At 70.4% G+C, this 14501-nt stretch carries 13 protein-coding genes; 7 read left to right on the forward strand and 6 right to left on the reverse strand.

Going from position 1 to position 14501, the window contains the following annotated elements:
- Positions 1 to 2: 2 nt before the first annotated feature.
- Positions 3 to 608 carry a hypothetical protein gene (locus tag AW271_RS19785; protein WP_157554409.1) on the forward strand — a complete coding sequence of 202 codons (606 nt, stop codon included), beginning with the start codon at positions 3 to 5 and terminating at the stop codon, positions 606 to 608.
- Positions 609 to 659: 51 nt separating this feature from the next.
- Here AW271_RS19785 and AW271_RS41110 read toward each other — a convergent pair whose 3' ends face one another.
- Complete coding sequence (locus tag AW271_RS41110; protein WP_062338867.1) at positions 660 to 965, reverse strand: hypothetical protein; 306 nt, start codon at positions 963 to 965, stop codon at positions 660 to 662.
- 213 nt (positions 966 to 1178) lie between these two features.
- Here AW271_RS41110 and AW271_RS19795 point away from each other — a divergent pair, with 213 nt between their 5' ends.
- Positions 1179 to 2237: a calcium:cation antiporter gene (locus tag AW271_RS19795; RefSeq protein WP_218008104.1), complete on the forward strand. Its 1059-nt coding sequence runs from the start codon at positions 1179 to 1181 to the stop codon at positions 2235 to 2237.
- 4 nt (positions 2238 to 2241) lie between these two features.
- Here AW271_RS19795 and AW271_RS19800 read toward each other — a convergent pair whose 3' ends face one another.
- The 4 genes from AW271_RS19800 to AW271_RS19815 form a co-directional block, all read right to left on the reverse strand.
- Positions 2242 to 3315, reverse strand: coding sequence for a hypothetical protein (locus tag AW271_RS19800; RefSeq protein ID WP_062338868.1), 1074 nt, complete (start codon positions 3313 to 3315; stop codon positions 2242 to 2244).
- Positions 3312 to 3809, reverse strand: a complete 498-nt coding sequence (locus AW271_RS19805; protein WP_245653113.1) for a sigma-70 family RNA polymerase sigma factor — start codon at positions 3807 to 3809, stop codon at positions 3312 to 3314. The genes AW271_RS19800 and AW271_RS19805 overlap by 4 nt, the downstream gene beginning before the upstream one ends.
- A 53-nt stretch (positions 3810 to 3862) precedes the next feature.
- Positions 3863 to 5191 (reverse strand): hypothetical protein, encoded by a 1329-nt coding sequence (locus AW271_RS19810; protein ID WP_062338869.1) that lies wholly within the window; start codon positions 5189 to 5191, stop codon positions 3863 to 3865.
- 100 nt (positions 5192 to 5291) lie between these two features.
- Positions 5292 to 6896, reverse strand: a complete 1605-nt coding sequence (locus AW271_RS19815) for a dolichyl-phosphate-mannose--protein mannosyltransferase (protein WP_062338870.1) — start codon at positions 6894 to 6896, stop codon at positions 5292 to 5294.
- A gap of 297 nt (positions 6897 to 7193) precedes the next feature.
- On the opposite strand from AW271_RS19815, the gene rsmI reads away from it, so the two are divergent.
- A complete protein-coding gene (gene rsmI, locus AW271_RS19820; RefSeq protein ID WP_083976892.1) occupies positions 7194 to 8021 on the forward strand; it encodes a 16S rRNA (cytidine(1402)-2'-O)-methyltransferase in 828 nt (275 codons plus the stop codon).
- On the opposite strand, the gene AW271_RS19825 is transcribed toward rsmI, so the two are convergent.
- Entirely contained in the window at positions 8018 to 9511 is a 1494-nt protein-coding gene (locus AW271_RS19825; protein ID WP_062338871.1) for a hypothetical protein, read from the reverse strand. The genes rsmI and AW271_RS19825 overlap by 4 nt on opposite strands.
- A 113-nt stretch (positions 9512 to 9624) precedes the next feature.
- On the opposite strand from AW271_RS19825, the gene AW271_RS19830 reads away from it, so the two are divergent.
- From AW271_RS19830 to AW271_RS19845, 4 genes are read left to right on the forward strand one after another with little or no spacing between them, the layout of a single operon-like run.
- Complete coding sequence (locus tag AW271_RS19830) at positions 9625 to 10842, forward strand: glycosyltransferase (protein ID WP_063818037.1); 1218 nt, start codon at positions 9625 to 9627, stop codon at positions 10840 to 10842.
- A 24-nt stretch (positions 10843 to 10866) separates the two neighbouring features.
- Positions 10867 to 12648, forward strand: coding sequence for a methionine--tRNA ligase (metG, locus tag AW271_RS19835; RefSeq protein ID WP_062338873.1), 1782 nt, complete (start codon positions 10867 to 10869; stop codon positions 12646 to 12648).
- On the forward strand, positions 12648 to 13496 hold the full coding sequence (locus tag AW271_RS19840; protein ID WP_062338874.1) for a TatD family hydrolase: 849 nt from the start codon (positions 12648 to 12650) through the stop codon (positions 13494 to 13496). The genes metG and AW271_RS19840 overlap by 1 nt, the downstream gene beginning before the upstream one ends.
- Positions 13497 to 13551: 55 nt before the next feature.
- Positions 13552 to 14499, forward strand: coding sequence for a ubiquitin-like domain-containing protein (locus AW271_RS19845; protein WP_083976894.1), 948 nt, complete (start codon positions 13552 to 13554; stop codon positions 14497 to 14499).
- Positions 14500 to 14501: the final 2 nt, after the last annotated feature.

A 14501-nucleotide genomic window follows, 5' to 3' on the forward strand; every position in this document is an offset into this window, starting at 1 on the left:
TGATGAGCAAGCTCAAGTCGCCGGACGAGACGCGCGACAGGCCGGCACCGTCACGCCGGCAGGCCGGGCCCGGCGGACGCCGTCCGCGGAAATCCACCGGGCTGAGCCCGTTCGGCCACGGTTTGGTCCTCGGAGTCTGCGTCGGGATGACGTCCGCCCTGATCATTGGGGTGGTCGGCTTCCTCGTCACCTGGCCGACGGGGGCGGCACCCACGGTCGCCGCTCCGGCAGCCGACGGGCAACCGGCGGCGGACCGGGGAGCTCAAGCGGCGACGGGAGCCAAGGAGCAGCCTGCGGCGTCGATCGATGTGACCGCCGCCCACCTCGGTGAGCTGCAGGTGCGGATCGAGGCCCGGGTGAGTACGCCCGGCTCCTACAACCCGATCACCAAGGGGCAGGTCGTGGCCTATACGGACATGGTCTCCATGCCGATGGCCCATCGGCAGGGGCCCATCGTCATGACCGAGGTGTCCGGGCAACCCGGCACTTATCAGGCGGTCACGCGGGTGCCGATGGTCGGGGAGTACAACGTCACCGTCGAGATTCAGCAGCCGATGGCGTCCCGGGCCGACAAGCGGGTTGACGTGCAGGGGGTAAGCAAGGGCTGAAGCCCATACCGCAGCAGTGGCCGGCTCCGCTCGGAGTCGGCCACGGCGCCATCAGTAGGGGGCGCTGCAGAAGCGGTGGCGGTTACCTGAGGGGCCCGCGCTTGAGCGCGGGCCCCTTTCGTGGTTCGTGGTGGTCGCGGGCGGGCGCACGTCCGGCGGATGCGTTGGCGGTTCTCGGTCACCGTCGTCAACGCGCCGGGCCAGCGCGATGACCCGGGCGTCACCCTCATCGTGGGTGGGGTGGGGCTGGCCGTCCTGGGGGTCGCGCTCATCGTCCTCGTGCTGCGGATGCTGCTCGTCCAGGATCGTGACATCACCCTCGAAGATCGACGCGTTCAGGGCGATGGGGGTCACCACGGACCGCTCCGGCGACCTGCCGTCCGCCGATGCCGGCGCGTGGCGACTCGTCGTGGTGAAGAAGCGGCCGGTGGAAATCGGTGGCCGCGCCGCGATCGGGGACCGCCTGTGGGCGGTGTCGGTTTCCTATGCTGAAATGGTGACTATCCGTGTTCGTGTGGGCCGACCCGCTCACTCTCCGCAGCCGAAGTGGGGGCCTTGGTGAACGCCCACGTGAGGCTGGCTGCGTCGATCACCCCGGCCGTCGCCGTGCTGGCGCTCGTCGCCGTCTGGGGGCGGGGGCTGCCCGCGATCGTCGAAGTCGTGGTGGTGTTGCTGCTGGCCGGGTGTGTGCTGGCCGCCGTCCACCACGCCGAGGTGGTCGCGCATCGGGTGGGGGAGCCGTTCGGGTCGCTGATCCTGGCGGTCGCGGTCACCGTCATCGAGGTCGGGTTGATCGTCACGCTGATGATCTCGGGCGGTCCGGGGGTGGCCACGCTGGCCCGCGACACCGTCTTCGCCGCGGTGATGATCACCTGCAACGGCATCGTCGGCCTGTCGCTGCTGGTCTCGGCGCTGAAGCGGGGGACCGCGCCGTTCAGGGCCGAGGGGACCGCCGGGGCGCTGGCCACCGTCATCACGCTGGCGACGTTGTCGCTGGTGCTGCCGACGTTCACGACCAGCAACCCCGGGCCCGAGTTCTCGGGGCCGCAGCTCGTCTTCGCCGCCGTGGTGTCCTTCGGGCTGTACGTCCTGTTCGTCTTCGTCCAGAGCGTCCGGCATCGGGACTACTTCGTGCCCGAGGGCGACGACGACTTCCACCCCTACGTCCCATCTGGGAAGACCGCCCTGACCAGTCTCGGGCTGCTGGTCCTGGCGCTGGTCGCGGTCGTCGGGCTGGCGAAGGTCGAGTCGAAGAGCATCGAGGACGCCGTCTTCGCCGCCGGGCTGCCCCCGTCGGTGGTCGGGGTGGTCATCGCGCTGCTGGTGCTGCTGCCCGAGACCCTCGCGGCCGCCCGCAACGCGCGGCGCGACCGCACGCAGATCAGCTTCAACCTCGCGCTCGGGTCGGCCATGGCCAGCATCGGGCTGACCATCCCGACGATCGCGGTGGCCTCGATCTGGCTCTCCGGGCCGCTCATGCTCGGGCTGGGCGCGGTGCACATCGTGCTGCTGATGCTCACCGCCGTCGTCAGCACGCTGACCGTCCTGCTGGGGCGGGCGACGCTGCTGCAGGCGGGGGTGCACCTCGCGCTGTGCGGCAGCTACCTGTTCCTGGCCGCGGTGCCCTGAGCGGTCAGCGCAGGGCGTCCATGTCGATGACGGTCACCGTGTCGCCCTGCCGGTAGTAGGTCGCCCGGTCGCCGAGCACCAGGCTCGGGACGCCGCCGCTCGGGCCGGGATGGAGCATGATGTGCCCGGCCTTACCGCTGGCCAGGTCGTAGAGGGCCGAGCCGCGTTCGCCGTTCGGGTCGGGCTGGAGGAGGTGGACGACGTGCCAGCCCCACAGCCGGGCCGACGGCCGGCCGGGGAACGGCCGGGCGGCCGTGCCGTCGCGCCGCCACGCCTCCAGCAGGTCGGCGCACCATTCGGGGCCGCAGCCGAACCAGACCGTCCGCTCGGGCGGCACGGACGCCGTCGGCCGGGAACCGTCGCGGAGGTTGAGCAGTTCGTCGCGTCCCCGGCTCGCCCACGGCCACTCCATCAGGACGTATCCCGTCGAGCCCGGCACCTCGCTGACGCCGCCCCCGGACAGCGGGACCTGCTGGACGGGCGAGTCGACCGTCGACCAGACCACCATGCCGTTGGCGATGCCGAGCCCGGTGAGCGACGACGGCGACGGCTCCAGGGCGGCCAGCCTCAGGGGTTCGCCGCCGGTCAGCGGCACCGACCACAGGGCGCCCCCGCTCCACCAGACGGCGTGCCCCTGGCCCGCGATCAGATTCGTCGTGTACGCGTTCACGGTCGCCAGCACGCTGAAGGCGCGGCGCGTCAGGTCGTACAGGAGGATCGTCTCCTGCTCGCCCTTGCCGACGACCAGGTCGCCGACGACGTCGGCGGGGGTGAACGCGAGCCCGCCGGGGCCGTCGGCCGGAATCTGGTGGACGGCCTGCGGCCACACCTGCTCGATCGGGGCGGCGGGCGGGGCGGCGTACGGCCCGGCGGGTGCGGGCCGGTCGGCGAGGCCGCGTACCGCGAACATGATGCCGCTCGCCACGACGACGAGGCAGACCGCGACGGCGACCGGCGCGAGCCAGCGCAGTGAGAACGACCGGTGGGGCGGCGGCACGGGATGGGTGTGGCCGTCGTCGGCTACGGTGGCGGCCTTCGCGGCGAAGGCGTCTTTCAGCAGGTCTTCGATGTCGCTCATCCCGGCGCCCTCAGCTCCCGTTCGAGGCGGTTCAGCGCCCGCATGACAGTCGAGCGGACCGTGCTCTGGCGCAGGCCGGTCACGTCCGCGATCTCGGCGTCGGACAGGTCGAGGTAGTAGCGCAGCACCAGCGTCTCCCGCTGCCGGGCGGGCAGCCGGGTCACCGCGGTCAGGACCTCCTGGCGGGTCTCGCCCAGCAGCGCGGCGGCCTCGGCCGACTCGGCCGGGACCAGCGCCGCGGGCGGTTTGTGCAGGGCCACCCTGCGGCGGCGTAACGCCGAACGCGCCCCGTTGAGCACGCTCGATCGCACATAGGCCAGGGTCAGCACGTCGGGCCGGCGGCCGTGCAGCCGGGCGAACACGTCCTGGACGATGTCTTCGGCGGTCTCCCGGTCGCCCACCAGCAGCAGGGCCAGCCGGATGAGTTCGAGCCGGTTCTCCCGATAGAGGGTGACGAGAACATCGCCCGACTCCTGGAGCATGTCACCCGTCATGTCTATAGAACGCCCGGCCCCCCGCATCCGCTGCGCGGGGCCGGTGACTCATTTCAGCCGAGCCCCGCGTACTGCCGGGGCCGCAGGGCCTGGGTGCGCAGCGCCGACAGCGCCGCCGCCTGACCGACCGGGGTGAGCTGCCAGGTCGACCGCCAGTCACACGACACGCGCAGGTCGAGCGCGTCGAGGCGGCGCTGGAACTCGCCCATCGGGCCGCCCAGGTCGCGGGCGCTCACCTGCGCGCCGGCGGCCGAGCGCCAGCCCTCGCCGTTGACCACCTCGGCGACGCGTTCGCACAGGTCGGGATAGCTGTACGCGGCCCCGTCGGCCAGCAGCATCAGCGCCGACTCGCGGATGGACACCTCGAAGTCGTGCTCGCCCTTGGCCGGGGTCAGCAGGGTCGCCGTGACGGCGGTCCACAGGACGTCGGGGTTGTCGGCCAGCTTGCGGCCGGCCGAGGTCAGCACGAGTTTGCGGCCGGTCCGCCGGACCGCCTTCAGCTCGCCCATCACGATCTCGCGCAGCATCGTCAGGGTCGGCACGTCGGCCTCGCCCCGCACGGTTCCCGACGTCAGCGTGTCCCAGCCGAACAGCTCGACCGACTCGATCACCAGGGCGCGGGCGACGTTGAACTTCTGGGTCAGCGGCACCCCGCCGGTCTCGGCCCAGTCGAGCAGCCACCACAACGAGGCCAGATGGGGCTCGTCGGGCGCCGGGACGGGCGCGTGCAGCCGCACCTCGAACGGCTGGGCGAGCTCCCGCCGGGGACGGCCCCGGCCGAGCACCCACCGGTTGAGGCGTTCGCCGTGCACGCGGTGGAGCCAGCAGTCGCCGCCGAGCTCGGGGCGCGGGCTGGTCAGCCAGCGCCGGGTGAGGTCGAGGCGGCCCTTCAGGAACGCCTTCGCGCCGGGTTGCGGCAACTCGCCCGACACCAGGGCCAGTTCGAGGGCGGCCGCGCAGGCCACGTGGGCGCCCAGTTCCTCCGGACCCATGATGGAGCTCCAACTGAGCTCCGGGACGTCCGGAGGGAGCACTCCGGTCGCCTCCACGGCGTCCTGGTAGGCGGCGGTGCCGGCCTCCTCGCCGTCACGGGCGTAGACGCGCAGGATGCGGGTGGTCGTGGGCGAGTCGCAGAGGGCGGCATAACGCTCCATGCCGCCCAGCTCGAACAGGCGCCCGAGGGCGCGGGCGATCCCGTGGCGGTCGCCCGTCACCTTGATCGGAAGGGCGTACCAGAGGAACTCGCAGACGTCGAGCTGGCTGATCGTCTCAAGGGCCTCGCCGCCGGTGAGCCACTCCACGGCGACACGAGCCGAGTCGGCGACATCCGGCTCGGCTCGCTCCAGCTCGGCGAGGAGGGCCGCCACGTCAGGTGCGGGCATGACCCGCAGTCTGCCGTATGGCACCCACCGTTGACGACGACCGAGAGACACTCGGGACCACCCCCCTAGTGACTCACGATACGGACCGCCCCGCCAGAGGTCAGATCCAGCCCTTCTTGAACAGCATCCGGTCATACCAGTCCTGGTACGGCAGCAGCTCCGCCGACAACACCGGATAGAGCCACCAGAAGTTCAGCAGCGACAGCAGGGCGAACACGCCGACCGCGATGGCGCCGGCGCGCCGCCGCTGCAGCGGAGCCGACGCCGGGCCGATCAACAGGCCCGCCGCCAGCGCGATGCCCAGGATCATGAAGGGCACCATCGGGATGGCGTAGAAGAGGAACATCGTGCGGTTGTCGGCCCAGGCGAAGTAGAACCAGGGCAACCAGCCCGCCGCGTAGCCCAGCAGGACCGCCCCGGCCCGCCAGTCGCGGGTGGCGACGTACCAGGCGATCATGGCGATGAGGGCGGCGAGACCGGCGTACCAGATGATCGGGGTGCCGGTGCCGAGCACGGCCCACGAGCAGCTGTCGGCGCCGCAGCCCGAGGGCGACTCGTAGAAGAACGCCACCGGGCGGGTGAGCAGCGGCCACTGCCACGGTTGCGACTGGTAGGGGTGGGTGGTCTCCAGGCCGGTGTGGAACGACAGGATCTGGGTCTGGTAGTCGATCCACGATCTGACCGAGCTGAACACGAAGTTCTGCCAGCCGCCCGAGGTGGCCTCGGCCCAGTTGCGGCCGTAGCCGCGGTCGCCCGCGAACCAGCCGACGAACGAGACGGCGTACACGACCAGGGACGTGATCGCCACCCAGGCGAAGGCGAGCGGCACGTCGAGCTTCAGCGTCGCCAGCAGCGGGCGGCGCAGCCCGACCGCGCGGCGGGCGCCCAGGTCCCACAGGACGGTCATGATCCCGAACGCGGCGATGAACAGGATGCCGGTCCACTTGGTGGCCAGCGCGGCACCCAGGCACAACCCGGCGGCCAGCCGCCACGGACGCAGGCCCAACCGGGGGCCCAGGTCGCTGATGGGGGAGTTCTCGTACCAGTCGGCCAGCCGTTCGCGGGACTTGTCGCGGTCGACGACCAGGCAGGCGAACCCGGCCAGCAGCCAGAACATCAGGAAGATGTCGAGCAGGGCGGTGCGCGACAGAACGAAGTGCAGGCCGTCGACGGCGAGCAGGAAGCCGGCCAGGCAGCCCAGCACGGTCGAGCGGGTCATCCGGCGGGCCAGCCGGGCCAGCAGGAAGATCGAGATCGTGCCGACCAGCGCGGCGGCGAACCGCCAGCCGAACGGGTTCAGCCCGAACATCCACTCGCCGAGGGCGATCATCCACTTGCCGAGTGGCGGGTGGACGACGTAGGAGCCGCAGTCGGCGACGTTCTGACAGACCTTGAAGATGTTGTCGTCGCCGCGCAACATCGCCTGGTTGGCGGCGTCGCCGTCGAGGAACTGGGTCTCCACGCCGTACTTCAGCGTCGACCAGGCGTCCTTGGCGTAGTAGGTCTCGTCGAAGACCACCGCCTTGGGCACCTCAAGGCGGTCGAACCGCAGGAATCCGCCGAACAGGGCGATGAGCGCGGGGCCGAGCCAGGCCCACAACCCGTCACCCGGCATCGGCGGCAGCAGCCGCTCGCGTACCGAGAGCACGCGCTCCTCCGGGTCGGGCTGTTCGGGCGCCTTGTCAGCGAAATCTGTCACGGCCACGGCGACACACTACTGGCGACACGCCGTCACGAACACGACGTACACCCCGATTCCTGACGCCATCGCGCGTCGGCACCCGGACGGACGGACCGCCGGGAGCGCGGCCTCTGAATTCACCGCCACGCCGGGAAATGCGGCGAAACGCGGAACGCCGCAGCGCGCCGACGCCTGGACTGACGGAGCGCCGGGAGCGCAGCGACCAGAGCGGAGGAGGGAAGGCGTCGGGTAGGAGCGCGAGGACCGCCGTGCCGGAGGCGCGGCAGTGAGACAGGTACCTGAAGCTTTCATACTTGGGGGGTGACGGACTACGGAATCCTCGTGCTGGCCGGGGCCCCCATCGGGCAGCCGGGCGACGCCTCGCCGCGGTTGCGGGCCGCCCTGGAGAGCGCCGACGTGATCGCCGCCGAGGACACCCGGCGGCTGCGCCGCCTGGCCGCCGACCTCGAAGCCGAGATCACCGGCCGGATCGTCTCCTACTACGACCAGAACGAGGCCGCCCGCGCCCGCGAGCTGCTCGGCCACCTGCTCGACGGGCAGAAGGTGCTGGTCATCACCGACGCGGGCATGCCGGGCGTGTCCGACCCCGGCTACCGGCTGACCCGGCTCGCGGTCGAGGCCGGGGTGCGGGTGACCGCCCTCGCGGGCCCGTCGGCCGTGACCACGGCGCTGGCGATCTCGGGGCTGGCCAGCGACCGCTTCTGCTTCGAGGGGTTCCTGCCCCGCAAGGCCGGTGACCGGAGCCGGCGGCTGGAGAAGCTGGCCGACGAGGAGCGCACGATGGTGTTCTTCGAGGCGCCGCACCGGCTGGAGGCCGCGCTGCTGGCGATGGCCGAGGCCTTCGGCGCCGACCGTGCGGCGGCCGTGTGCCGGGAGCTGACGAAGACCTATGAAGAGGTGCGGCGCGGCGGTCTGGCCGAACTCGCCGCCTGGGCCCCCGAGGCCAAGGGCGAGATCACGATCGTGGTGGCCGGCGCGGTCCCCCGGGAGGTCTCGGTGGACGACCTGCTCGGCGAGGTCGCCCGGCTGGAGGCGACCGGGGTCACCCGCAAGCAGGCCATCGCCGACGTGGCCCGCGACGCGGGCGTCTCGAAGCGAGACCTCTACAACGCGGTGCACTCCGGCTAGGACACGACCGGTTCGGCCGCCACCGGCTCTTCGGCGCGTTTCCTGGTGAAGCGCACCTGCCGCAGCGCGATGGCCGCCGCCAGGCAGGCCAGCGGCACGGCCGGGAGCAGATAGCGGTAGTCGAACTCGGCGGTGGCCGCCGGGGCCAGCACGAGACCGGCCGCCCCGAGGAACGGCAGCAACACCGGGCCGCCCAGTGTGCGCCAGCGCTGCACCACGCCCACCAGCCCGGCCAGCAGCAGCAGGCCCAGGATCGTGCCCGGGAGCCGCACCACCGACTGGTAGCTCATCATGAACGTCGAGAAGGGGGCGACCTTGACAGTGGCGGCCTCGCCGTTCTCGTAGCGGGTGGCGTCGCCGTTGGTGGTGCCCCGGTAGGAGCTCCACTGGGGGAGCTTCGTGGTGGTGTTGTTGCTGAACTCGTAGAGGCCGAAGGTCTTGTTGTCGGGGAAGACCGGGCGGCCCCACTGGAAGGCGCGGAAGAAGTCCTTGGCGACGGCGGCCAGGTAGTCGAGCGGCTGGGCGGTGATCGCGCGTTTGGCGAACTCGCTGGCGATCTGGTTGGTCTCGGCGTCGAACTTGCGGCCCGCGCCGAAGACGTGGAGCTGGTTCTCGTTGTCCCACCAGAGATAGGCCTGCGCCGACTTCTCGCGCTCGGCCACCGGCGTGTTGATGCACAGCAGCGCCAGGTCGAGGTCTTCGCGCGGGTCGAGGCCCATCTTGTCGCAGTCGGCGAACAGGGCGGTGCGCATGTAGAGGATCACGCCGTCGCTCTGGGTCATCGCGAAAGGGCCGTTGACCGCCTTGAACCAGCCCATGTAGCCGATGACCGGGATCACGCAGGCCACCAGCATGGCCACGATCGGCTTCCAGCCGACCCGCTTGATCAGCATGAACGCCACCACGAGCGCCAGGATCGGCAGGCCGATGCTGCGGGTCAGCGCGGTCAGCGCGAGCAGCCCGCCGACCGCCGCGCCGACCTTCCAGGTCATCGACCGGTGCCAGAGCACCAGCACGATCACCCCGGTCACCAGCAGGGTGAACATGGCGTCGCTCATGATCAGCTGCTCGAGCTGGATCTGGTAGGCGTCGAACAGCACCGGCACCGTGGCCAGGGTGGCGGCCCACCCGGCCATGGCGAACCTTTTGACCAGCAGCGCGTAGATCAGCCCGGCCGTCGCCAGGCCCATCAGGTGTTGCGTGAGGACAACGAGGCCGAAGCTGTGAAAGGGTCGCAGGAGCAGCAGCCAGAAGGCGTAGCCATCCGGTCTGATCGGGTGGGGCCTCGGGTGGAGCGCGACCGACACGTAGTCGTAGGAGTCGTTGAACCACATCGCCGGGCCGAAGCCGAGCATCGTGACGAGCCGCAGAAGCGCGCCGACCGCGAGCGCGGCGGCGAACCAGCGATGATTGCGCAGCGTGACGACGAGACGCTCCTTCCAGGTGACCTGGGGGGCGCCTGTGACGGCGGGTTCCGCGACCGCGACCATGGTTACAGAATGCCAGGGGTTTTCGGGACTTGACCCGCCCCCCTTGGGGCAGACGGCATCATGGTCTGACTAATGACCGGCGATCACAGGTGTAAACGGCAGGGGTAACGAACGTGGAACTGACAGTGGTCATGCCGTGCCTCAACGAGGCGGAGACCGTGGAGGTGTGCGTGACGAAGGCCCTGGCCTGCATGCGCGAGCACGGGATCGACGGCGAGGTGGTGATCGCCGACAACGGCAGCACCGACGGCTCGCAGCAGCTCGCCCGCGACGCCGGCGCCCGGGTCGTGCACATCGACCAGAAGGGCTACGGCAACGCCCTCATCGGCGGCATCCGCGCCGCCCGCGGCAAGTACGTGATCATGGGCGACGCCGACGACTCCTACGACTTCACCAACTTGATGCCGTTCGTCGAGGAGCTGCGCAAGGGCGGCGAGCTCGTCATGGGCAACCGCTTCAAGGGCGGCATCGCCCCCGGCGCCATGCCCCCGCTCCACCGCTACCTAGGCAACCCGGTGTTGTCGTTCGTGGGCCGCCTGTTCTTCCCGAGCGCCATCCAGGACTTCCACTGCGGGCTGCGCGGCTTCCGCCGTGACTCGATCCTCAAGCTGGGCCTGCAGACCGGCGGCATGGAGTTCGCCTCCGAGATGGTCGTGAAGGCCACCCTCCAGGGCCTCGACGTGCGCGAGGTGCCGACCACGCTGGCCCCCGACGGCCGCTCCCGCCCGCCGCACCTGCGCTCCTGGCGCGACGGCTGGCGCCACCTGCGCTTCCTGCTCCTCTACAGCCCCCGCTGGTTGTTCTTCATCCCGGGCCTGGCCCTGATGATCTTCGGCTTGATCGTCGGCACGGCGCTGACCTTCGGCCCGGTCTACATCGGCCAGCTCGCCTTCGACGTCGACACCCTCGTGGGCGCCTCGGCGATGGTGGTGATCGGCTTCCAAGCGGTGCTGTTCGCCCTGTTCACCAAGGTGTACGCCGCCGAGGAGGGCTTCCTGCCCGAGTCGCCGCGGATCAGGAAACTGATCGACATCGTCACCCTCGAACGCGGCCTCATCATCGGCGGCCTGCTGGCCCTGGCCGGTCTGGTCGGCCTGGTGGCCTCGCTGGCCCACTGGGGCGGCAAGGGCTTCGGCGAGCTGATCCCGGCCGAGTCGCTGCGTCTGGTCGTGCCGTCGGCGACCGCCTTCATCATGAGCTTCCAGACGATCTTCGCCTCGCTCTTCATCTCGATCCTGGGCATCCGCCGCTCGCGTGAGACCCCGGCCGACATCGCCGCCTCCGCCGCCGAGGAGGCCGCCGAGGCGGTGAATAAGCAGCCGACGCTGTAGTCGGATGCCTCTAGGCTTGGATGCATGTCTCAGCACATCTTGACCGCCGTCGCGTGGCCCTATGCCAACGGGCCACGCCACATCGGGCACGTCTCCGGGTTCGGCGTGCCGTCCGACGTCTTCAGCCGCTACCAGCGGATGGCGGGCAACAAGGTGCTGATGGTGTCCGGCACCGACGAGCACGGCACGCCGATCCAGGTCCAGGCCGACAAGGAAGGCGTCTCCGCCCGGGAGCTCGCCGACCGTTACAACCGGGTCATCGCCGAAGACCTGACGGCCCTCGGTCTCTCCTACGACCTGTTCACCCGGACCACCACGCTCAACCACTACGCCGTCGCCCAGGAGATCTTCCTCGGGCTGCACAAGAACGGCTACATCTTCCCCAAGACCACGATGGGCGCGGTCTCCCCGTCCACCGGGCGCACCCTGCCCGACCGCTACATCGAGGGCACCTGCCCGATCTGCGGTTACGACGGCGCGCGGGGCGACCAGTGCGACAACTGCGGCAACCAGCTCGACCCGATAGACCTGATCAACCCCAAGTCGAAGATCAACGGCGAGACGCCGAAGTTCATCGAGACCGAGCACTTCATGCTCGACCTGCCGGCCTTCGCCGACGCGCTCGGCACCTGGTTGCAGGGCAAGCAGGGCGAGTGGCGGCCCAACGTGCTGAAGTTCTCGCTCAACCTGCTGGGCGACCTGCAGCCGCGCGCGATCAGCCGTGACCTCGACTGGGGCGTGCCGATCCCGCTCGACGGGTGGAGCGACCGCAACGACAAGCGTCTCTACGTCTGGTTCGACGCGGTCATCGGCTACCTGAGCGCCTCGGTCGAGTGGGCCCGCCGGTCGGGCGACCCCGACGCGTGGCGGGCCTGGTGGCAGAACCCCGACGCCCGGGGTTACTACTTCATGGGCAAGGACAACATCGTCTTCCACTCCGAGATCTGGCCGGCGATGTTGCTCGGCTACAACGGAGAGGGCGCCCGGGGCGGTGCGGCCGGGTCGCTGGGGCGGCTCGACCTGCCCTCCGAGGTGGTGTCGAGCGAGTTCCTGACCATGGAGGGGCGCAAGTTCTCCTCCTCGCGGTCGGTCGTCATCTACGTCCGCGACTTCCTGGAGCGCTACTCGGCCGACGCGCTGCGCTACTACATCGCGGTCGCCGGCCCCGAGAACCAGGACACCGACTTCACCTGGTCGGAGTTCCTCAACCGCAACAACGGCGAGCTCGTCGCGGCGTGGGGCAACCTGGTCAACCGGTCGATCTCGATGGCGTCCAAGAACTTCGGCACGATCCCCGACGCGGTCGACCTGACCGACGCCGACCGGGCACTCCTGGCGCGGTCGAAGTCGGCCTTCCCGGCGGTCGGCGCGGAGCTCGGGCGGTCGCGGTTCAAGAACGCGGTCACCGAGGCGTTCGACGTGGTCCGCGACGCCAACCGCTACCTGGCCGAGCAGGAGCCCTGGAAGATCAAGGACGACCCGGTCCGCCAGGGCAGCATCCTCCACGTGGCGCTCCAGGTCGTCGACGACGCCAAGACGCTGCTCACCCCGTTCCTGCCGAACTCGTCCAACAAGATCCACGAGATGCTCGGCGGCCAGGGCGTCTGGTCCGGCATGCCGGAGATCCGCGAGGTCGACGAGCAGGGCGGCCGCTCCTACCCGGTGATCACCGGTGACTACAACGGCGCGGCGAAGTGGGAGCACACGCCGATCCAGTCGGGCACTCCGCTGGCCGCGCCGAAGCCGCTGTTCGCCAAGCTCGACGCGAAGATCGTCGACGAAGAACTGGCCAGACTGGAAAACTGATGTCCGTTCCGCTCCCCGAGGCGCTCGGCGCCGAGGTGTTCGACAGTCACTGCCACCTCGACATCATGGTCGGGGAGCGCAAGGCGTCGTCCGGCGATCCCGTCGCCCTGGCCGCCCAGGCGGCCGGGGCGAGCGTCGACCGCATCCTCGACGAGGCCCGGTCGGTCGGGGTGAGCCGCCTGGTCACGATCGGCTACGACCTGCGCTCCTCCGAGTGGGGCGCCGAGATCGCCCGTGACCACGAGGGCGTCTACGCCGGCGTGGCGATCCACCCCAACGAGGCCCACGCGGCCACCCCCGAGGTGCTCGACCGCATCGAGGCGCTGGCCCGGCTCGACCACGTGCGGGCCGTCGGCGAGACCGGCCTCGACTTCTACCGCGACTGGGCGTCCAAGGACGATCAGCACGCCTCGTTCCGGGCGCACATCGAGATCGCCAAGCGCACCGGCAAGGCGCTGGTGATCCACGACCGCGACGCCCACGACGCCGTCCTCGACGTGCTCTCCGACCAAGGCGCTCCCGACGTCGTCGTCTTCCACAGTTATTCGGGCGACGCCGAGATGGCCAAGCGGTGCGTCGAGGCGGGTTACTACCTGTCGTTCTCGGGCCCGGTCACCTACAAGAACGCCGCCTACCTGCGGGAGGCCGCGAAGGTCGCCCCGGCCGAGCTGATCCTGGTCGAGACCGACGCGCCCTATCTGCCGCCGACGCCCCACCGGGGCAAGCCCAACGCGCCCTACCTGATCCCGCTGACCCTGCGCTGCCTCGCGGAGGTGAAGGGCACGACGCCGGAGGCGCTCGCGGAGATCATCAATGTGAACGGTCCGCGCGTTTTCGGTGATTGGTAATGGGATGTCACGGTACGGTGTGAGTTGACCATGGCGCTTCCGGAAGGACGCATCCGTGTATTCCCCGACGTTGGAGAGCCCCGCGCGCGACACGGGCAGCCAATTGTCGGGCTGGGAACATCCGGTCGAGAAACCCGCTGAGACGCCGTCGCGATTGCGGGCGCTGGTCCGTCCGTGGCTGGCCGTGGTGTGCGCCGCCGCGCTGGGGGCCTCGGTCGGCGTGGTCACCGGGGTCGGGCTGGCCCGCGAGATCACCCTCGACGTCGACGGAAAACTGACCACCCACCGGTCGTTCGCGGCCGACGTGCGCGGCGTGCTGAAGGCCGCCGGGGTGCCCTACGAGAAGGGCGACATGGTCTCGCCCCCGCCGGCGGCCGAGATCGGCGACGACATGACGATCGTGGTCAGGCACGCCCGGCCGCTGACGCTCACCCTCGACGGCACCTCCAGCACCCATCTGACCACGGCTCTCAACGTCCAGGACGCGCTCGAAGAGCTCAAGATGAACCCCAACAAGCTGCAGTTGTCGACGACCCGGCTGCGGCAGATCCCGGTCGAGGGGTTCCAGCTGAACGCGCGGTCGCACCGCAAGGTGACGATCGTGGCCGGCAGCATGCGCATCGAGACCACGACGATCGGCCGGACCGTCGAAGAGGTCCTGGAGGAGGCGGGCGTCGAACTCGGCGAGGGCGACAAGGTGTCGCCCGGCCTGTCGACCTTCCCGCCCGAGGACACGGTGATCCGGGTGACCCCCGGCCTGCCGCCCCACACGATCCCGATCTCGGCCGACGTGGCCGCGCTGAACTGGGACGCCCTGGCGCGGTGCGTGTCGGGCCCCGGCGGGCTCTACGGGTTCGGGCTGAAGATGTGGCGCGCGGTCGGCGGGGAGAAGCGGCCGACTGACTGGCCGAAGGCCGAGCAGACCTACCGGGCCCAGCTGCTCTACCAGCGGTTGGCCGGCGACTGGAAACGCGCCTGGCCGGAGTGCGGCGACCGCCTCTGAGC

This window comes from Herbidospora sakaeratensis (assembly GCF_001570525.1).
GTDB lineage: Bacteria > Actinomycetota > Actinomycetes > Streptosporangiales > Streptosporangiaceae > Herbidospora > Herbidospora sakaeratensis.

Excerpts from the sequence above, each read along its gene's own strand:
- AW271_RS19785 (WP_157554409.1), top strand. The coding sequence starts at position 3 with ATGAGCAAGCTCAAGTCGCCGGACGAGACGCGCGACAGGCCGGCACCG.
- metG (WP_062338873.1), top strand. The coding sequence starts at position 10,867 with ATGTCTCAGCACATCTTGACCGCCGTCGCGTGGCCCTATGCCAACGGG.
- AW271_RS19805 (WP_245653113.1), bottom strand. The coding sequence starts at position 3,809 with ATGACGGGTGACATGCTCCAGGAGTCGGGCGATGTTCTCGTCACCCTC.
- AW271_RS19800 (WP_062338868.1), bottom strand. The coding sequence starts at position 3,315 with ATGAGCGACATCGAAGACCTGCTGAAAGACGCCTTCGCCGCGAAGGCC.
- AW271_RS19825 (WP_062338871.1), bottom strand. The coding sequence starts at position 9,511 with ATGGTCGCGGTCGCGGAACCCGCCGTCACAGGCGCCCCCCAGGTCACC.
- AW271_RS19810 (WP_062338869.1), bottom strand. The coding sequence starts at position 5,191 with ATGCCCGCACCTGACGTGGCGGCCCTCCTCGCCGAGCTGGAGCGAGCC.
- AW271_RS19840 (WP_062338874.1), top strand. The coding sequence starts at position 12,648 with ATGTCCGTTCCGCTCCCCGAGGCGCTCGGCGCCGAGGTGTTCGACAGT.